At 52.2% G+C, this 20121-nt stretch carries 15 protein-coding genes; 14 read left to right on the top strand and 1 reads right to left on the bottom strand.

The annotated features are described in order from the left end of the window. Window positions 1-134: 134 nt before the first annotated feature. From AACU19_RS08485 to AACU19_RS08455, 7 genes are all read left to right on the top strand, one after another. On the top strand, window positions 135-2399 hold the full coding sequence (locus tag AACU19_RS08485) for a ComEC family protein (protein WP_105278092.1): 2265 nt from the start codon (window positions 135-137) through the stop codon (window positions 2397-2399). Window positions 2400-2435: 36 nt separating this feature from the next. Next, window positions 2436-4184, top strand: a complete 1749-nt coding sequence (msbA, locus tag AACU19_RS08480; protein ID WP_000551273.1) for a lipid A ABC transporter ATP-binding protein/permease MsbA — start codon at window positions 2436-2438, stop codon at window positions 4182-4184. Beyond that, on the top strand, window positions 4181-5167 hold the full coding sequence (gene lpxK / locus AACU19_RS08475; protein ID WP_105278091.1) for a tetraacyldisaccharide 4'-kinase: 987 nt from the start codon (window positions 4181-4183) through the stop codon (window positions 5165-5167). The genes msbA and lpxK overlap by 4 nt, the downstream gene beginning before the upstream one ends. 36 nt (window positions 5168-5203) lie before the next feature. Next, window positions 5204-6436, top strand: coding sequence for a crosslink repair DNA glycosylase YcaQ (ycaQ, locus tag AACU19_RS08470; protein WP_105278090.1), 1233 nt, complete (start codon window positions 5204-5206; stop codon window positions 6434-6436). Window positions 6437-6487: 51 nt separating this feature from the next. After that, a complete protein-coding gene (gene ycaR, locus AACU19_RS08465) occupies window positions 6488-6670 on the top strand; it encodes a protein YcaR (protein WP_000350058.1) in 183 nt (60 codons plus the stop codon). Next, a complete protein-coding gene (gene kdsB / locus AACU19_RS08460; RefSeq protein ID WP_000011610.1) occupies window positions 6667-7413 on the top strand; it encodes a 3-deoxy-manno-octulosonate cytidylyltransferase in 747 nt (248 codons plus the stop codon). The genes ycaR and kdsB overlap by 4 nt, the downstream gene beginning before the upstream one ends. Before the next feature lie 153 nt (window positions 7414-7566). Beyond that, the gene (locus tag AACU19_RS08455) at window positions 7567-8460 is read left to right on the top strand and encodes a YcbJ family phosphotransferase (protein ID WP_000436900.1); all 894 of its coding nucleotides are present in this window, start codon (window positions 7567-7569) and stop codon (window positions 8458-8460) included. Here AACU19_RS08455 and elyC read toward each other — a convergent pair. After that, the gene (elyC, locus tag AACU19_RS08450) at window positions 8437-9216 is read right to left on the bottom strand and encodes an envelope biogenesis factor ElyC (protein ID WP_032183863.1); all 780 of its coding nucleotides are present in this window, start codon (window positions 9214-9216) and stop codon (window positions 8437-8439) included. The genes AACU19_RS08455 and elyC overlap by 24 nt on opposite strands. A 135-nt stretch (window positions 9217-9351) precedes the next feature. On the opposite strand from elyC, the gene cmoM reads away from it, so the two are divergent. The 7 genes from cmoM (at window position 9352) to gloC (ending at window position 20112) form a co-directional block, all read left to right on the top strand. After that, on the top strand, window positions 9352-10137 hold the full coding sequence (gene cmoM / locus AACU19_RS08445; protein ID WP_001360537.1) for a tRNA uridine 5-oxyacetic acid(34) methyltransferase CmoM: 786 nt from the start codon (window positions 9352-9354) through the stop codon (window positions 10135-10137). Further along, window positions 10134-11456: a chromosome partition protein MukF gene (gene mukF / locus AACU19_RS08440; protein ID WP_001288850.1), complete on the top strand. Its 1323-nt coding sequence runs from the start codon at window positions 10134-10136 to the stop codon at window positions 11454-11456. Before cmoM ends, mukF begins: the two co-directional genes overlap by 4 nt. Then, window positions 11437-12141, top strand: a complete 705-nt coding sequence (gene mukE / locus AACU19_RS08435; RefSeq protein ID WP_001295347.1) for a chromosome partition protein MukE — start codon at window positions 11437-11439, stop codon at window positions 12139-12141. Before mukF ends, mukE begins: the two co-directional genes overlap by 20 nt. Beyond that, a complete protein-coding gene (mukB, locus tag AACU19_RS08430) occupies window positions 12141-16601 on the top strand; it encodes a chromosome partition protein MukB (protein WP_105278089.1) in 4461 nt (1486 codons plus the stop codon). Before mukE ends, mukB begins: the two co-directional genes overlap by 1 nt. Window positions 16602-16861: 260 nt before the next feature. Next, on the top strand, window positions 16862-18709 hold the full coding sequence (gene ldtD / locus AACU19_RS08425) for a L,D-transpeptidase (protein WP_105278088.1): 1848 nt from the start codon (window positions 16862-16864) through the stop codon (window positions 18707-18709). A gap of 180 nt (window positions 18710-18889) precedes the next feature. Continuing rightward, window positions 18890-19438 carry a YcbK family protein gene (locus tag AACU19_RS08420; RefSeq protein WP_001295932.1) on the top strand — a complete coding sequence of 183 codons (549 nt, stop codon included), beginning with the start codon at window positions 18890-18892 and terminating at the stop codon, window positions 19436-19438. Window positions 19439-19464: 26 nt separating this feature from the next. After that, a complete protein-coding gene (gloC, locus tag AACU19_RS08415) occupies window positions 19465-20112 on the top strand; it encodes a hydroxyacylglutathione hydrolase GloC (protein ID WP_105278087.1) in 648 nt (215 codons plus the stop codon). Window positions 20113-20121 lie beyond the last annotated feature (9 nt).

Below are 20121 nucleotides of genomic sequence, written 5' to 3'. Positions count from 1 at the left end.
AAGCTGCCTCGCAGAGTTTTGAGCAGTTTTCACTTTCTCGTTAAATTCTTCTGAACGCACCTCGGGGAACATAAAACTACCACCAGACAGCCGTTCAAATAAGTTGCACACTTTCCATAAACAGGGAGAGGTGCATGAAAATAACGACAGTCGGCGTAAGCATAATTTGCGGAATTTTTCCGTTGTTGATTTTGCCCCAATTGCCTGGGACATTAACCCTTGCGTTTCTGACAGTCTTCGCCTGCGTACTGGCATTTATTCCTGTTAAAGCCGTCCGTTATATCGCGCTGACGCTGCTGTTTTTTCTTTGGGGCATATTAGCGGCAAAGCAAATTTTGTGGGCAGGAGAAACCTTAACTGGCGCGACGCAGGATGCAATAGTTGAGATCACTGCTACTGACGGCATGACCACTCATTACGGTCAAATTACTCATCTACAAGGTCGACGTATATTCCCTGCGCCAGGCCTCGTACTGTATGGCGAATATCTTCCGCAAGCGGTTTGTGCCGGACAAGTATGGTCAATGAAACTCAAAGTTCGTGCAGTTCATGGCCAACTTAATGATGGCGGCTTTGATAGCCAGCGTTATGCCATTGCCCAGCATCAACCGCTCACCGGCCGTTTTCTGCAGGCAAGTGTCATTGAACCGAATTGTAGCCTGCGTGCACAGTATCTGGCGTCACTACAAACAACGCTGCAACCCTATATGTGGAACGCGGTTATTCTTGGATTAGGTATGGGGGAACGGTTATCCGTCCCCAAAGAAATCAAAAATATCATGCGTGATACTGGAACGGCGCATTTAATGGCGATATCAGGATTGCACATCGCTTTTGCGGCGTTGCTGGCTGCAGGACTCATTCGCGGTGGGCAAGTTTTTCTGCCTGGGTGCTGGATCCACTGGCAAATGCCATTAATTGGTGGAATCTGCTGTGCTGCTTTTTACGCCTGGCTAACGGGAATGCAGCCTCCTGCATTGCGTACCGTGGTGGCGCTTGCCATTTGGGGAATGCTTAAGTTAAGTGGACGACAATGGAGTGGCTGGGATGTATGGATATGTTGTCTGGCGGCAATTTTGCTGATGGATCCTGTTGCCATTCTTTCGCAAAGTTTATGGCTCTCTGCCGCTGCGGTAGCGGCGCTGATTTTTTGGTATCAGTGGTTTCCCTGTCCGGAGTGGCAGCTGCCGCCAGCATTGCGCGCGGTTGTTTCCCTCATCCATCTGCAACTGGGAATCACCCTCCTGCTTATGCCCGTGCAAATTGTCATATTTCATGGCATTAGTCTGACCTCGTTTATTGCAAATCTTTTTGCAATTCCCCTGGTGACATTTATCACGGTTCCGTTGATTCTCGCCGCGATGGTTGTGCATTTAAGCGGGCCGTTTATTCTGGAACAAGGGTTATGGTTTCTTGCCGACCGGTCTTTGGCTTTACTTTTCTGGGGGTTAAAGAGTTTGCCGGAAGGGTGGATCAACATTGCTGAACGTTGGCAATGGCTAACATTTTCCCCATGGTTCTTACTGGTGGTATGGCGATTAAACGCCTGGCGAGTGTTGCCGGCAATGTGTGTGGCTGGAGGCTTGCTGATGTGCTGGCCGCTGTGGCAAAAACCTCGGCCTGACGCGTGGCAGGTGTACATGCTTGATGTCGGGCAAGGGCTGGCAATGGTGATAGCCAGAAACGGTAAAGCGATTCTCTATGACACCGGACTGGCCTGGCCGGAGGGGGATAGTGGGCAACAACTGATTATCCCCTGGCCACGCTGGCATAATCTTGAACCAGAAGGCGTCATTCTTAGTCATGAACATCTGGATCATCGGGGAGGGCTGGACTCGATATTACGAGCCTGGCCGACGTTATGGGTCAGAAGCCCTTTAAGCTGGGAACATCATCAGCCCTGTGTGCGTGGCGAAGCGTGGCAATGGCAAGGATTGCGTTTCAGCGTGCACTGGCCTTTACAAGGTAGCAACGATAAAGGAAATAACCATTCCTGTGTGGTTAAGGTTGATGACGGGACGAATAGCATTCTCCTAACCGGTGATATTGAAGCCCCCGCTGAACAAAAGATGCTAAGCCGTTACTGGCAGCAAATGCAGGCAACATTACTTCAGGTACCTCACCATGGCAGTAATACCTCATCATCGTTGCCATTAATTCAGCGAGTGAATGGAAAAGTGGCACTCGCATCGGCATCGCGCTATAACGCATGGCGACTGCCCTCAAGCAAAGTTAAACATCGCTATCAACAACAGGGTTATAAGTGGCTTGATACTCCACATCAGGGTCAAATAACGGTCAATTTTTCAGCGCAAGGCTGGCGGATTAGCAGCCTCAGAGAGCAAATTTTACCTCGTTGGTATCATCAGTGGTTTGGCGTGCCAGTGGATAACGGGTAGAATATGCGGCTATTTCAACAAATGCTGGTTTTTTGAATGCATAACGACAAAGATCTCTCTACGTGGCAGACGTTCCGCCGACTGTGGCCAACCATTGCGCCTTTTAAAGCGGGTCTGATCGTGGCGGGCGTAGCGTTAATCCTCAACGCAGCCAGCGATACCTTCATGTTATCGCTCCTTAAGCCACTTCTTGATGATGGCTTTGGTAAAACAGATCGCTCCGTGCTGGTGTGGATGCCGCTGGTGGTGATCGGGCTGATGATTTTGCGTGGTATCACCAGCTATGTTTCCAGCTACTGTATCTCCTGGGTATCAGGAAAGGTGGTAATGACCATGCGTCGCCGCCTGTTTGGTCACATGATGGGAATGCCCGTTTCATTTTTTGACAAACAGTCAACGGGTACGCTGTTGTCGCGTATCACCTACGATTCCGAACAGGTTGCTTCTTCTTCTTCCGGCGCACTGATTACTGTTGTGCGTGAAGGTGCGTCGATCATCGGCCTGTTCATCATGATGTTCTATTACAGTTGGCAACTGTCGATCATTTTGATTGTGCTGGCACCGATTGTTTCGATTGCGATTCGCGTTGTATCGAAGCGTTTTCGCAACATCAGTAAAAACATGCAGAACACCATGGGGCAGGTGACCACCAGCGCAGAACAGATGCTGAAGGGCCACAAAGAAGTATTGATTTTTGGTGGTCAGGAGGTGGAGACCAAACGCTTCGATAAAGTCAGTAACCGAATGCGTCTTCAGGGGATGAAAATGGTTTCAGCCTCTTCTATCTCTGATCCGATCATTCAGCTGATCGCCTCTTTAGCGCTGGCGTTTGTTCTGTATGCGGCGAGCTTCCCTAGCGTCATGGATAGCCTGACTGCCGGTACGATTACCGTTGTTTTCTCTTCAATGATTGCGCTGATGCGTCCGCTGAAATCGCTGACCAACGTTAACGCCCAATTCCAGCGCGGTATGGCGGCTTGTCAGACGCTGTTTACCATTCTGGACAGTGAGCAGGAGAAAGACGAAGGTAAGCGTGTGCTCGAACGTGCGACTGGTGACGTAGAATTCCGCAATGTCACCTTTACTTATCCGGGACGTGATGTACCCGCATTGCGTAACATCAACCTGAAAATTCCGGCAGGAAAAACGGTCGCTCTGGTTGGACGCTCTGGTTCAGGTAAATCAACCATCGCCAGCCTAATCACACGTTTTTACGATATTGATGAAGGCGAAATCCTGATGGATGGTCACGATCTGCGCGAGTATACCCTGGCGTCTTTACGTAACCAGGTTGCTCTGGTGTCGCAGAATGTCCATCTGTTTAACGATACGGTTGCCAACAACATTGCTTACGCACGGACAGAACAGTACAGCCGTGAGCAAATTGAAGAAGCGGCGCGTATGGCCTACGCCATGGACTTCATCAATAAGATGGATAACGGTCTCGATACAGTGATTGGTGAAAACGGCGTGCTGCTCTCTGGCGGTCAGCGTCAGCGTATTGCCATCGCTCGAGCCTTGTTGCGTGATAGCCCGATTCTGATTCTGGACGAAGCTACCTCGGCGCTGGATACCGAATCTGAACGTGCGATTCAGGCGGCACTGGATGAGTTGCAGAAAAACCGTACCTCTCTGGTGATTGCCCACCGTTTGTCTACTATTGAAAAAGCAGACGAAATCGTGGTCGTCGAAGATGGTGTCATTGTGGAACGCGGTACGCATAACGATTTGCTTGAGCACCGTGGCGTTTACGCGCAACTTCACAAAATGCAGTTTGGCCAATGATCGAAAAAATCTGGTCTGGTGAATCCCCTTTGTGGCGGCTATTGCTGCCACTCTCCTGGTTGTATGGCCTGATAAGTGGCGCGATCCGTCTTTGCTATAAATTAAAATTGAAGCGCGCCTGGCGTGCCCCCGTACCGGTTGTCGTGGTTGGTAATCTCACCGCTGGCGGCAACGGAAAAACTCCGGTCGTTGTCTGGCTGGTGGAAAAGTTGCAACAGCGCGGTATTCGCGTGGGAGTCGTGTCCCGGGGATATGGCGGTAAGGCTGAATCTTATCCGCTGTTATTGTCGGTAGATACCACCACAGCACAGGCGGGTGATGAACCTGTGTTGATTTATCAACGCACTGGCGCGCCTGTTGCGGTTTCTCCCGTGCGTTCTGATGCGGTAAAAGCCATTCTGGCGCAACACCCTGATGTGCAGATCATCGTAACCGACGACGGTTTACAGCATTATCATCTGGCGCGTGATGTGGAAATCGTCGTTATTGATGGCGTGCGTCGCTTTGGCAATGGCTGGTGGTTGCCGGCGGGGCCAATGCGTGAGCGAGCGGGGCGCTTAAAGTCGGTTGATGCGGTAATCGTCAACGGCGGTGTCCCCCGCAGCGGTGAAATCCCCATGCATCTGCTGCCGGGGCAGGCGGTGAATTTACGTACCGGTACGCGTTGTGACGTTGCTCAACTTGAACATGTGGTGGCGATGGCGGGGATTGGGCATCCGCCGCGCTTTTTTGCCACGCTGAAGATGTGCGGCGTACAACCGGAAAAATGTGTACCACTGGCCGATCATCAGTCTTTGAATTATAAGGATGTCAGCGCGTTGGTAAGCGACGGGCAAACGCTAGTAATGACTGAAAAAGATGCGGTGAAATGCCGGGCCTTTGCAGATGAAAATTGGTGGTATTTGCCTGTTGACGCACAGCTTTCAGGCGATGAACCAGCGAAACTGCTTGCGCAACTAACCTCGCTGGCTTCTGGCAACTAGTTACGCCGCGGCAGCGTTCGATTGATGGAGTCATGAATGTCGCTGCCGCACCTCTCCCTTGCTGATGCGCGTAATCTTCACCTTGCTTCGCAAGGCCTGTTAAACAAACCCCGCCGTCGAGCGTCGTTGGAAGATATTCTGGCAACGATTTCCCGCATGTCCTTGCTGCAAATTGATACCATCAATATTGTTGCCCGTAGCCCATATCTGGTGCTTTTCAGTCGTCTGGGAAATTATCCTGCGCAGTGGTTGGATGAGTCTCTGGCGCGTGGCGAATTAATGGAATACTGGGCGCATGAAGCCTGCTTTATGCCACGTAGCGATTTTCGTCTTATTCGCCACCGCATGCTGACACCTGAAAAAATGGGCTGGAAATACAAAGACGCCTGGATGCAGGAACATGCGGCAGAAATTGCACAGTTAATTCAACATATTCATGATAAGGGGCCGGTACGTTCAGCCGATTTCGAGCATTCTCGTAAAGGTGCAAGCGGCTGGTGGGAATGGAAGCCGCATAAACGGCATCTGGAAGGTTTATTTACTGCCGGAAAGGTGATGGTGATTGAACGGCGCAACTTCCAGCGCGTTTATGATTTAACCCACCGTGTCATGCCTGACTGGGATGATGAGCGCGATCTCGTTTCGCAAACAGAAGCAGAAATCATCATGCTGGATAACAGTGCGCGTAGCCTGGGCATATTCCGCGAACAGTGGCTGGCAGATTACTATCGGCTGAAACGTCCGGCACTGGCGGCTTGGCGCGAAGCGAGGACTGAACAGCAGCAAATCATTGCTGTGCATGTTGAAAAATTGGGCAATCTTTGGCTGCATGCTGATTTGCTGCCGCTACTCGAACGCGCGCTCGCCGGAAAGCTCACTGCAACGCACAGCGCGGTACTTTCGCCTTTTGATCCTGTTGTCTGGGATCGCAAACGCGCGGAGCAGCTTTTTGATTTTAGCTACCGGCTGGAGTGCTATACCCCAGCGCCGAAACGCCAGTATGGCTATTTTGTTCTGCCGTTATTACATCGTGGGCAATTAGTTGGGCGAATGGATGCCAAAATGCATCGCCGGACAGGCATCCTTGAAGTTATCTCTCTGTGGTTACAGGAAGGCATTAAACCAACGACAACGCTGCAAAAAGGGTTACGTCAGGCGATTACTGATTTCGCTAACTGGCAGCAGGCAACGCAGGTGACATTAGGACGCTGCCCGCAAGGCCTCTTTACTGATTGCCGCGCCGGCTGGGAAATAGACCCCGTCGCATAAATGATTATGATAAGATTTATGCATTCATAACCCGATCCATCTGGAGGAACTATGGATCATCGTCTGCTTGAAATCATTGCCTGCCCGGTTTGCAACGGAAAACTTTGGTATAACCAGGAAAAACAAGAGCTTATTTGCAAACTGGACAACCTGGCTTTCCCGCTGCGCGATGGCATTCCAGTGTTGCTGGAAACGGAAGCCCGCGTGCTGACTGCTGATGAGAGTAAATCATGAGTTTTGTGGTCATTATTCCCGCGCGCTACGCGTCCACGCGTCTGCCCGGTAAACCATTGGTTGATATTAACGGCAAACCCATGATTGTTCATGTTCTTGAACGCGCGCGCGAATCAGGTGCCGAGCGCATCATCGTGGCAACCGATCATGAGGATGTTGCCCGCGCTGTTGAAGCCGCTGGCGGCGAAGTATGTATGACGCGCGCCGATCATCAGTCAGGTACAGAACGTTTGGCGGAAGTTGTCGAAAAATGCGCATTCAGCGACGACACGGTGATCGTTAATGTGCAGGGTGATGAACCGATGATCCCTGCGACAATCATTCGTCAGGTTGCTGATAACCTCGCTCAGCGTCAGGTGGGTATGGCGACTCTGGCGGTGCCAATCCACAATGCGGAAGAAGCGTTTAACCCGAATGCGGTGAAAGTGGTTCTCGACGCCGAAGGGTACGCACTGTACTTCTCTCGCGCCACCATTCCGTGGGATCGTGATCGTTTTGCAAAAGACCTTGAAACCGTAGGCGATAACTTCCTGCGTCATCTTGGTATTTATGGCTACCGTGCAGGCTTTATCCGTCGTTATGTTACCTGGCAGCCAAGTCCGTTAGAACATATCGAAATGTTAGAGCAGCTTCGTGTTCTGTGGTACGGCGAAAAAATCCACGTTGCTGTTGCTCAGGAAGTTCCTGGTACAGGAGTGGATACCCCTGAAGATCTCGAGCGCGTTCGCGCTGAAATGCGCTAATTTCACTTCACGACACTCCAGCCAATTTTGGGAGGAGTGTCGTACCGTTACGATTTTCCTCAATTTTTCTTTTCAACAATTGATCTCATTCAGGTGACATCTTTTATATTGGCGCTCATTATGAAAGCAGTAGCTTTTATGAGGGTAATCTGAATGGAACAGCTGCGTGCCGAATTAAGCCATTTACTGGGCGAAAAACTCAGTCGTATTGAGTGCGTCAATGAAAAAGCGGATACGGCGTTGTGGGCTTTGTATGACAGCCAGGGAAACCCAATGCCGTTAATGGCAAGAAGCTTTAGTGCGCCCGGAAAAGCCCGACAACTGGCATGGAAAACCACCATGCTGGCAAGAAGTGGGACTGTCCGTATGCCGACTATTTATGGTGTGATGACGCATGAAGAACACCCCGGCCCCGATGTCCTGCTACTGGAGCGAATGCGTGGTGTTTCGGTGGAGGCACCAGCCCGAACACCAGAACGCTGGGAACAACTCAAAGACCAAATCGTTGAAGCCTTACTGGCCTGGCACCGTCAGGACAGTCGTGGTTGCGTCGGCGCGGTCGACAATACTCAGGAAAATTTCTGGCCCTCATGGTACCGGCAACATGTTGAAGTGCTATGGACTACGCTCAATCAGTTCAATAACACCGGTCTAACGATGCAAGATAAGCGGATCCTGTTTCGCACCCGTGAATGTCTCCCGGCATTATTTGAAGGCTTTAACGACAATTGTGTGCTGATTCACGGTAACTTCTGTTTACGCAGCATGCTGAAAGATTCGCGCAGCGATCAGTTACTGGCGATGGTCGGACCGGGACTAATGCTTTGGGCACCGCGAGAATACGAACTGTTCCGACTAATGGATAATTCTCTGGCGGAAGATTTGCTCTGGAGTTATCTGCAACGCGCGCCAGTGGCGGAGTCGTTCATCTGGCGGCGTTGGTTGTATGTGTTATGGGATGAAGTTGCGCAACTGGTCAACACCGGACGATTTAGTCGGCGTAACTTCGATCTGGCATCAAAATCACTCTTGCCGTGGCTCGCCTGACGAACCTTTCAGCCACTGCCAGATGCGGCCAAGCGTTTCATAGCCAACACGATCGCTATGCATTAACCAGACTGGAGAAGGGATTGCTCGTTCCCACGGATTAAGCGGCGAGTCGATGGCCAACTGGTTCGCCGGGGCTGGCAGCGGATTTAACCCTTCCTGCTGAAAAAAGATCATCGCGCGCGGCAGATGTGATGCGGAGGTTACCAGCAGGAAAGGGGCGTCACCAATCGCCTGTTTCACTGCCGCAGCTTCTTCTTCGGTATCTTTTGGCAAATCCAGGGTGATAATTTGCTCGCGAGGGACACCCAGCGATTGCGCAACTCTTGCACCTACTTCGGCTGTACTCACCGTATTGGTTTTTGCTACGCCTCCCGTGAAGATCAGCTTTGATCCCGGATTTTCGCGCCATAAGCGAATACCCTCATTCAGACGTGGCAGACTGTTATTGATTAAATTCGAGCTCGGTGCCCATTGTGGGTTCCAGGTATAACCACCTCCGAGTACCACGATATAGTCCACTTTTTGCGAATTATTCCATGTCGGATAGGTGCTTTCGATGGGACGCAGCAGGCGGTCGGCTATCGGTTGCAAACTCAATAACAAGAGCGCCAGCCACCCAAGGCTAATAAAAATCTTCCCGGTTTTTTGAAAACGGCTAAACCACAGCAGCGCCAGGCCAGCGCCAATAATCAACAACATCAGCGGAAGTGGCAGCAGCATACCGCCAATCACTTTTTTCAGTGTAAAAAGCATCCTTTCTGGTTCCTTTTTTGACCATATAGCAAGGGATCGCCAGCGATATTACACCAGACGGGTTCATTCTCGCCGTGGCTGTGACAAAATAGCGTCTTTATCAGAAAACGTCTTAGCCAACCGGTGGAGAAAGCAATGCAGGATCGCAATTTTGATGATATTGCGGAAAAGTTTTCCCGTAACATTTACGGCACCACCAAAGGGCAGCTTCGACAGGCTATTCTGTGGCAGGATCTCGATCGCGTGCTGGCGGAAATGGGCTCGCAAAAACTGCGTGTGCTGGATGCTGGCGGTGGAGAAGGGCAGACCGCAATCAAAATGGCCGAGCGTGGGCATCAGGTCATTTTATGCGATCTTTCAGCGCAGATGATCGACCGCGCAAAACAGGCGGCAGAAGCAAAAGGTGTGAGCGACAACATGCAATTTATACATTGCGCCGCTCAGGATGTTGCTTCGCATTTGGAAACGCCCGTTGATCTGATATTGTTCCATGCGGTGCTCGAGTGGGTGGCCGATCCCCGCAGCGTATTGCAGACCCTGTGGTCAGTGTTGCGTCCAGGCGGTGTGTTGTCGTTAATGTTCTACAATGCGCACGGCTTGCTGATGCATAACATGGTTGCAGGGAATTTTGATTACGTGCAGGCGGGAATGCCGAAAAAGAAAAAACGGACGCTTTCGCCAGATTATCCACGCGACCCGGCGCAGGTTTATCTGTGGCTGGAAGAAGCTGGTTGGCAAATTATGGGTAAGACCGGCGTTCGCGTGTTTCATGATTACCTGCGCGAGAAGCACCAGCAGCGCGACTGCTATGAAGCATTACTTGAATTAGAAACGCGTTATTGCCGTCAGGAACCGTATATTACCCTGGGGCGTTATATTCATGTCACCGCGCGCAAACCGCAGAGCAAGGATAAAGTATGAGTGAATTTTCCCAGACAGTCCCCGAACTGGTTGCCTGGGCCAGAAAAAATGACTTCTCCATCTCGCTGCCGGTAGACCGACTCTCTTTTCTGCTGGCGGTTGCCACGCTGAACGGCGAGCGTCTGGATGGTGAGATGAGTGAAGGCGAGCTGGTGGATGCATTCCGCCATGTGAGTGATGCGTTTGAGCAAACCAGCGAAACCATCGGCGTACGCGCCAACAACGCGATCAACGACATGGTTCGTCAACGTCTGCTGAACCGCTTTACCAGCGAGCAGGCTGAAGGGAACGCAATTTACCGTCTGACGCCGCTTGGCATCGGTATTACCGATTACTACATCCGTCAGCGCGAGTTTTCGACGCTGCGCCTTTCTATGCAGTTGTCGATTGTGGCGGGCGAACTGAAACGCGCGGCAGATGCCGCCGAAGAGGGCGGTGATGAGTTTCACTGGCACCGTAATGTCTATGCGCCACTGAAATATTCGGTAGCAGAAATTTTCGACAGTATCGACCTGACTCAACGTCTGATGGATGAACAGCAGCAGCAGGTGAAGGATGATATCGCCCAGTTGTTGAACAAAGACTGGCGGGCGGCGATTTCCAGCTGTGAATTGTTGCTTTCGGAAACTTCCGGAACGCTGCGTGAATTGCAGGATACGTTGGAAGCGGCAGGTGATAAATTGCAGGCTAATCTGTTACGCATTCAGGATGCGACGATGACTCATGATGATCTGCATTTCGTCGATCGTCTGGTGTTCGATCTGCAAAGCAAACTTGACCGTATTATCAGCTGGGGCCAGCAATCCATCGACTTATGGATTGGCTACGACCGCCACGTACACAAATTTATTCGTACCGCTATCGATATGGATAAAAACCGCGTCTTTGCTCAGCGGTTACGTCAGTCGGTACAAACCTATTTTGATGAACCGTGGGCGCTAACTTATGCCAATGCCGATCGTCTGCTGGATATGCGTGACGAAGAGATGGCACTGCGCGATGAAGAAGTGACTGGGGAACTTCCTGAGGATCTGGAGTACGAAGAGTTTAACGAGATCCGCGAACAGCTGGCGGCGATCATCGAAGAACAACTTGCCGTGTACAAAACCAGACAAGTGCCGTTGGATCTTGGTCTGGTGGTACGCGAATATCTGTCACAGTATCCGCGTGCACGTCACTTTGACGTTGCGCGCATTGTTATTGATCAGGCGGTACGTCTTGGCGTAGCGCAAGCAGATTTCACCGGACTGCCAGCGAAATGGCAGCCGATTAATGATTACGGAGCCAAGGTACAGGCGCATGTCATCGACAAATATTGAACAAGTGATGCCGGTTAAGCTGGCGCAGGCGCTGGCGAATCCGTTATTTCCGGCGCTGGATAGCGCCTTACGTTCAGGCCGCCATATTGGCCTTGACGAACTGGATAATCATGCATTCCTGATGGATTTTCAGGAATATCTGGAAGAATTTTACGCGCGTTATAACGTTGAGCTTATTCGCGCACCGGAGGGGTTCTTCTATTTACGCCCACGTTCCACCACGCTGATCCCTCGTTCCGTCTTGTCGGAACTGGATATGATGGTCGGGAAAATCCTCTGTTATCTTTATCTCAGCCCGGAACGGCTGGCGAATGAGGGGATTTTCACCCAGCAGGAACTGTACGATGAACTGCTCACCCTGGCCGATGAAGCGAAACTGCTGAAACTGGTGAACAACCGTTCAACCGGTTCAGACGTTGACCGGCAGAAGTTGCAGGAGAAAGTACGTTCTTCGCTCAACCGTCTGCGTCGTTTAGGCATGGTGTGGTTTATGGGCCACGACAGCAGCAAGTTCCGCATTACCGAATCGGTGTTCCGCTTCGGAGCCGATGTGCGTGCTGGCGACGATCCCCGTGAAGCACAGCGTCGCCTGATTCGTGATGGCGAAGCAATGCCGATTGAAAATCATCTGCAACTCAACGATGAAACCGAAGAGAATCAGCCAGATAGCGGAGAGGAAGAATAATGATTGAACGCGGTAAATTTCGCTCACTGACGCTGATTAACTGGAACGGCTTTTTTGCCCGAACTTTTGACCTTGACGAGCTGGTCACGACGCTTTCTGGCGGTAACGGGGCGGGTAAATCCACCACCATGGCGGCGTTCGTTACGGCGCTTATCCCCGACCTGACCCTGCTGCATTTCCGTAACACTACGGAAGCCGGGGCCACCAGCGGTTCGCGCGATAAAGGTCTGCACGGTAAGCTGAAAGCGGGTGTCTGTTATTCGATGCTCGACACCATTAACTCGCGCCACCAGCGTGTAGTGGTCGGTGTGCGTCTGCAACAGGTTGCCGGGCGCGATCGTAAAGTTGATATCAAACCATTTGCCATTCAGGGCTTGCCGATGTCGGTGCAGCCGACACAACTGGTGACCGAAACTCTGAATGAACGTCAGGCGCGCGTGCTGCCGCTTAACGAGCTGAAAGACAAGCTCGAAGCGATGGAAGGCGTGCAGTTTAAGCAGTTCAACTCTATTACCGATTACCACTCGCTGATGTTCGATCTGGGCATCATCGCACGTCGTCTGCGCTCAGCGTCTGATCGTAGTAAATTCTATCGTCTGATTGAAGCTTCGCTGTACGGCGGGATTTCCAGCGCCATCACCCGTTCTCTGCGCGACTACCTGTTGCCAGAAAATAGCGGCGTGCGTAAAGCGTTTCAGGACATGGAAGCGGCGCTGCGTGAAAACCGTATGACGCTGGAAGCGATTCGTGTTACCCAGTCTGACCGTGACTTGTTCAAGCATCTGATCAGCGAAGCGACTAACTACGTGGCGGCGGACTACATGCGCCACGCCAACGAGCGCCGTGTTCACCTGGATAAAGCGCTGGAGTTTCGTCGTGAGCTTCACACTTCGCGTCAGCAACTGGCGGCAGAGCAGTACAAGCATGTCGATATGGCGCGTGAGCTGGCTGAGCACAATGGTGCCGAAGGCGATCTGGAAGCGGATTATCAGGCGGCCAGCGATCACCTGAACCTGGTGCAAACCGCACTACGTCAGCAGGAGAAGATCGAACGCTACGAAGCGGATCTCGATGAGCTGCAGATCCGTCTGGAAGAGCAAAACGAAGTGGTGGCAGAAGCCATCGAACGCCAGGAAGAGAACGAGGCTCGTGCGGAAGCTGCCGAGCTGGAAGTGGACGAGCTGAAAAGCCAGCTTGCTGACTACCAGCAGGCGCTGGACGTCCAGCAAACGCGCGCGATCCAGTACAACCAGGCGATTGCTGCGCTTAATCGTGCCAAAGAACTGTGCCATCTGCCGGACTTAACCGCCGACAGCGCCGCCGAATGGCTGGAAACCTTCCAGGCGAAAGAGCTGGAAGCGACCGAAAAAATGCTCTCTCTTGAGCAGAAAATGAGCATGGCGCAAACCGCGCACAGCCAGTTTGAGCAGGCTTATCAGCTGGTGGTGGCAATCAACGGCCCGCTGGCGCGTAACGAGGCGTGGGATGTCGCTCGCGAACTATTGCGCGAAGGGGTCGATCAGCGTCACCTGGCAGAGCAGGTTCAGCCGTTGCGGATGCGCTTAAGCGAACTGGAACAGCGTCTGCGTGAACAGCAAGAAGCTGAGCGTCTGCTGGCAGATTTCTGCAAACGTCAGGGCAAGAATTTTGATATTGATGAACTGGAAGCTCTGCATCAGGAGCTGGAAGCACGCATTGCCTCTCTTTCCGATAGCGTCTCTAACGCCCGAGAAGAGCGGATGGCACTGCGCCAGGAGCAGGAACAGCTGCAGTCTCGCATTCAGAGTTTGATGCAGCGTGCGCCGGTTTGGCTGGCAGCGCAAAACAGTCTCAACCAGTTGAGCGAACAGTGCGGCGAAGAATTCTCCTCAAGCCAGGACGTCACCGAATATCTGCAACAGTTGCTGGAGCGTGAGCGCGAAGCCATTGTTGAACGTGACGAAGTTGGCGCACGCAAAAACGCCGTCGATGAAGAGATCGAACGTTTAAGCCAGCCAGGCGGCTCTGAAGACCAGCGTCTGAATGCGCTGGCGGAGCGTTTTGGCGGCGTGTTGCTGTCAGAAATTTATGACGACGTTAGCCTGGAAGATGCGCCGTACTTCTCAGCACTGTATGGCCCGTCACGCCACGCCATCGTGGTGTCAGATCTGTCACAGGTAACCGAACACCTGGAAGGCTTGACCGATTGCCCGGAAGATCTCTATCTGATCGAAGGGGATCCGCAGTCATTCGATGACAGCGTGTTCAGCGTTGATGAGCTGGAAAAAGCGGTAGTGGTGAAAATCGCCGATCGTCAGTGGCGTTATTCACGTTTCCCGGAAGTGCCGCTGTTTGGTCGTGCTGCTCGCGAAAGCCGCATCGAAAGCCTCCATGCCGAACGTGAAGTGCTTTCCGAACGCTTCGCCACACTCTCTTTTGATGTACAGAAAACCCAGCGTCTGCATCAGGCGTTCAGCCGCTTTATAGGTAGTCATCTGGCGGTGGCGTTTGAGTCTGACCCGGAAGCAGAAATCCGTCAACTGAACAGCCGTCGCGTCGAACTGGAGCGGGCGTTGAGTAATCATGAAAATGATAACCAGCAGCAGCGTATTCAGTTTGAGCAGGCGAAAGAGGGCGTTACGGCCCTGAACCGCATTCTGCCGCGTCTTAACCTGCTGGCTGATGACAGCCTGGCAGATCGCGTCGATGAAATCCGCGAACGTCTGGATGAAGCCCAGGAAGCCGCGCGTTTTGTTCAGCAGTTTGGCAATCAACTGGCGAAACTGGAACCGATCGTTTCGGTATTGCAGAGCGACCCGGAACAGTTCGAACAGTTAAAAGAAGATTACGCGTACTCTCAGCAGATGCAGCGCGATGCCCGTCAGCAGGCGTTTGCCCTGACGGAAGTGGTGCAGCGTCGTGCGCACTTTAGCTACTCTGACTCGGCAGAAATGCTTAGCGGTAACAGCGATCTCAACGAAAAACTGCGTGAACGTCTGGAACAGGCGGAAGCGGAGCGTACCCGCGCTCGTGAAGCGTTGCGCGGACACGCAGCGCAGTTGAGTCAGTACAACCAGGTGCTGGCTTCGCTGAAAAGTTCTTACGACACCAAAAAAGAGCTACTCAACGATCTGCAACGTGAATTGCAGGATATCGGCGTGCGTGCTGATAGCGGGGCAGAAGAGCGGGCGCGTATTCGCCGTGACGAGTTGCACGCGCAACTGAGCAATAACCGTTCACGCCGCAACCAACTGGAAAAAGCGCTTACCTTCTGCGAAGCGGAGATGGACAACCTGACCCGCAAACTGCGCAAGCTGGAGCGTGATTACTTTGAGATGCGCGAGCAGGTAGTGACCGCGAAAGCGGGCTGGTGTGCAGTGATGCGCATGGTGAAAGATAACGGTGTTGAGCGCCGCTTACACCGTCGTGAGCTGGCTTATCTCTCCGCTGATGATTTGCGTTCCATGTCGGATAAGGCGTTGGGTGCGTTGCGTCTCGCGGTAGCGGATAACGAACATCTGCGCGACGTGCTGCGTATGTCGGAAGATCCAAAACGTCCGGAACGTAAAATTCAGTTCTTCGTGGCGGTTTATCAGCATCTGCGCGAGCGTATTCGTCAGGATATTATTCGTACCGATGATCCGGTTGAAGCTATCGAGCAGATGGAGATCGAACTTAGCCGTCTGACTGAAGAGTTAACCTCCCGCGAACAGAAACTGGCGATCAGTTCCCGCAGCGTGGCGAACATTATTCGCAAAACCATTCAGCGCGAGCAGAACCGTATCCGTATGCTCAACCAGGGCTTGCAGAGCGTATCGTTTGGCCAGGTGAACAGCGTGCGCCTCAACGTGAACGTGCGTGAAACGCACGCCATGCTGCTGGATGTACTCTCTGAACAGCACGAACAACATCAGGATCTGTTTAACAGCAACCGTCTGACCTTCTCGGAAGCGCTGGCGAAACTGTATCAGCGCCTTAATCCGCAGATTGATATGGGGCAGCGCACGCCGCAGACCATCGGTGAAGAACTGCTGGATTACCGTAACTATCTTGAAATGGAAGTTGAGGTTAACCGTGGTTCCGATGGCTGGTTGCGCGCGGAATCTGGTGCATTGTCGACCGGTGAGGCTATTGGTACCGGTATGTCGATTCTGGTGATGGTGGTACAGAGTTGGGAAGATGAATCTCGCCGCTTGCGCGGTAAAGATATCTCTCCTTGCCGTCTGCTGTTCCTTGATGAAGCAGCGCGACTGGATGCCCGTTCCATCGCCACGCTGTTTGAATTGTGTGAGCGTTTGCAAATGCAGCTCATCATCGCAGCGCCGGAAAATATCAGCCCGGAAAAAGGCACCACCTATAAACTGGTGCGTAAAGTCTTCCAGAATACCGAACACGTTCACGTAGTCGGTCTGCGTGGTTTTGCACCGCAACTCCCTGAAACGCTTCCAGGAACTGACGAAGCGCCTTCCCAGGCGAGTTAAGATTGAGGCGGCAGCGATGCCGCCTTTCCTGTTTCTGAAAACTCCGTTTCTGCACTAAAAAAGTGCCACATTCTGGCGCGCTTTTCTTTAAACTTCTTTACATTAGGTTATGTAAAAACGTATCGGCGTTTATATACTGAAGATAAGCCTGATGAGTAACAGGCTTGCTCGTCATACTTTCGTGAGTATTGGCGTTGTACAGGCAAGTCGTAAAATAACAGCCTGGCTATTCAGAGTATGATAAAAACAGGGGGCAAGGGATGTTGCTTAATATGATGTGTGGTCGTCGGCTGTCGGCAATCAGTTTGTGCGTGGCCGTAACATTCGCTCCACTGTTCAATGCTCAGGCCGATGAGCCTGAAGTAATCCCTGGCGACAGCCCGGTGGCTGTCAGCGAACAGGGCGAGGCACTGCCGCAGGCGCAGGTCACGGCAATAATGGCGGGGATCCAGCCATTGCCTGAAGGTGCGGCAGAAAAAGCCCGCACGCAAATCGAATCTCAATTACCTGCAGGCTATAAGCCGGTTTATCTTAACCAGCTTCAACTGTTGTATGCCGCACGCGATATGCAACCCATGTGGGAAAACCGTGATGCTGTTAAAGCCTTCCAGCAACAGCTGGCAGAGGTGGCGATTGCCGGTTTCCAGCCGCAGTTTAATAAATGGGTAGAGTTGCTGACCGATCCTGGTATTAACGGGATGGCACGCGATGTGGTGCTCTCTGATGCGATGATGGGCTATCTCCATTTCATTGCAAATATTCCGGTCAAAGGCACTCGCTGGCTATACAGCAGTAAACCTTATGCGCTTTCCACGCCGCCGCTCTCGGTGATTAACCAATGGCAGCTGGCGCTGGATAAAGGTCAATTGCCGACGTTTGTTGCAGGACTGGCACCGCAGCATCCGCAATATGCGGCGATGCATGAATCGTTACTGGCCTTACTCAGTGACACCAAACCGTGGCCCCAACTGACCGGCAAAGCAACGTTGCGCCCAGGGCAGTGGAGTAACGACGTACCGGCGTTGCGCGAAATATTGCAGCGTACAGGCATGCTGGACGGGGGGCCGAAAATTACTCTACCTGGCGATGACACGCCAACTGACGCGGTAGTCAGCCCATCCGCTGTTACTGTTGAAACAGCAGAAACTAAGCCGATGGACCAGCAAACTACGTCTCGTAGTAAACCTGCGCCTGTCGTTCGTGCCGCCTACGATAATGAACTGGTGGAAGCCGTTAAACGTTTTCAGGCATGGCAAGGATTGGGGGCAGATGGTGCTATTGGCCCGGCAACGCGTGACTGGTTAAACGTAACGCCCGCCCAGCGTGCTGGCGTGTTGGCACTCAACATCCAGCGATTGCGCTTGCTGCCAACAGAGCTTTCTACCGGGATCATGGTTAACATTCCGGCCTATTCGCTGGTCTACTATCAGAACGGCAATCAGGTGCTGGATTCGCGAGTCATTGTCGGTCGCCCCGATCGCAAAACGCCGATGATGAGTAGTGCCCTTAACAACGTGGTGGTAAACCCGCCGTGGAACGTACCACCAACTCTGGCACGCAAAGATATTCTGCCGAAAGTGCGCAATGATCCTGGGTATCTCGAAAGCCATGGCTATACGGTGATGCGCGGCTGGAACAGCAGAGAAGCGATTGACCCATGGCAGGTTGACTGGTCTACAATCACGGCCTCGAATTTACCGTTCCGCTTCCAGCAGGCTCCAGGCCCACGGAACTCGCTGGGGCGCTATAAATTCAATATGCCGAGTTCAGAGGCCATTTATTTGCATGACACGCCGAACCATAATCTGTTCAAGCGTGATACACGCGCATTGAGCTCAGGCTGTGTACGAGTGAATAAAGCTTCCGATCTGGCGAATATGCTGTTGCAGGATGCAGGCTGGAATGACAAACGTATTTCTGATGCGCTGAAGCAGGGCGATACGCGTTACGTCAATATTCGGCAGTCGATTCCGGTGAATCTCTTCTATCTGACGGCCTTTGTTGGTGCAGATGGTCGTACCCAGTATCGTACAGATATTTACAATTATGATCTGCCTGCGCGATCCAGCTCGCAAATCGTATCGAAAGCGGAACAATTAATCAGGTAAATGAAGCAGTTCGGGGAAATCAGTTGTCGTAATAATTAGCATGATCGGGGGCGCTTCTCTGCAGCCCCCGTCACTGCTGGGGTTGAGTCATCTTGACGTCTGCTTTACGGGCGGTTAAGGTGCCTCTTGTGCGCCAGAAGTGCATATAAACGATAACATTGACCTGTAGACTTGATTATCATGGACAAATTCGACGCTAATCGCCGCAAACTGCTGGCGCTTGGTGGCGTTGCACTCGGTGCCGCCATCCTGCCGACCCCGGCGTTTGCAACACTCTCTACCCCACGCCCGCGTATTTTGACACTCAATAATCTCCATACCGGAGAGTCAATCAAAGCGGAGTTTTTCGATGGCAGAGGCTATATTCAGGAAGAATTGGCAAAACTTAACCATTTTTTCCGCGATTACCGCGCGAACAAAATAAAGTCCATCGACCCAGGATTATTCGATCAGTTGTATCGCCTGCAAGGGTTGTTAGGCACCCGCAAACCGGTGCAACTCATTTCCGGTTATCGCTCCATTGATACCAACAATGAACTACGTGCCCGCAGCCGTGGAGTAGCGAAGAAAAGCTATCACACGAAAGGGCAGGCGATGGATTTCCATATTGAAGGTATCGCGTTAAGCAATATTCGCAAAGCCGCGTTATCTATGCGCGCAGGTGGTGTAGGATATTACCCACGTAGTAACTTTGTGCATATTGATACCGGGCCAGCACGGCACTGGTAGTAATCGCTTAACGAAACAGGGGCAGTATGAACTATCGTATTATTCCGGTCACCGCATTCTCCCAGAACTGTTCATTGATCTGGTGTGAACAAACCCGTCTGGCCGCACTGGTCGATCCTGGCGGCGATGCGGAAAAAATCAAACAGGAAGTTGATGCCAGCGGCCTGACACTGATGCAGATCCTGCTGACTCATGGTCATCTGGACCACGTTGGCGCAGCGGCGGAACTGGCGCAACATTACGGCGTGCCGGTTTTTGGCCCGGAAAAAGAAGATGAGTTCTGGCTGCAAGGCTTGCCTGCGCAAAGTCGTATGTTTGGTCTGGAAGAGTGCCAGCCGCTGACGCCAGATCGTTGGCTGAACGAAGGCGATACCATCAGCATAGGGAATGTGACTTTACAGGTGTTACATTGCCCTGGGCATACGCCGGGTCATGTCGTGTTTTTTGATGAGCGGGCAAGGCTGCTGATTTCTGGCGACGTTATTTTCAAAGGTGGAGTAGGGCGCAGTGACTTCCCGCGTGGCGATCATAATCAACTGATTTCTTCAATCAAAGATAAATTGCTGCCAATGGGGGATGATGTGACATTTATTCCGGGTCACGGACCATTATCCACACTTGGTTATGAGCGCCTGCATAATCCCTTCCTGCAAGACGAAATGCCCGTCTGGTAAAGGCGCGTA

Source organism: Escherichia sp. MOD1-EC4550, assembly GCF_963876935.1.
In the GTDB taxonomy this organism is placed as follows: domain Bacteria; phylum Pseudomonadota; class Gammaproteobacteria; order Enterobacterales; family Enterobacteriaceae; genus Escherichia; species Escherichia coli_F.
The sequence above is the reverse complement of the archived record's forward strand: the minus strand, read 5'-3'. Positions and strand labels throughout refer to the sequence as shown.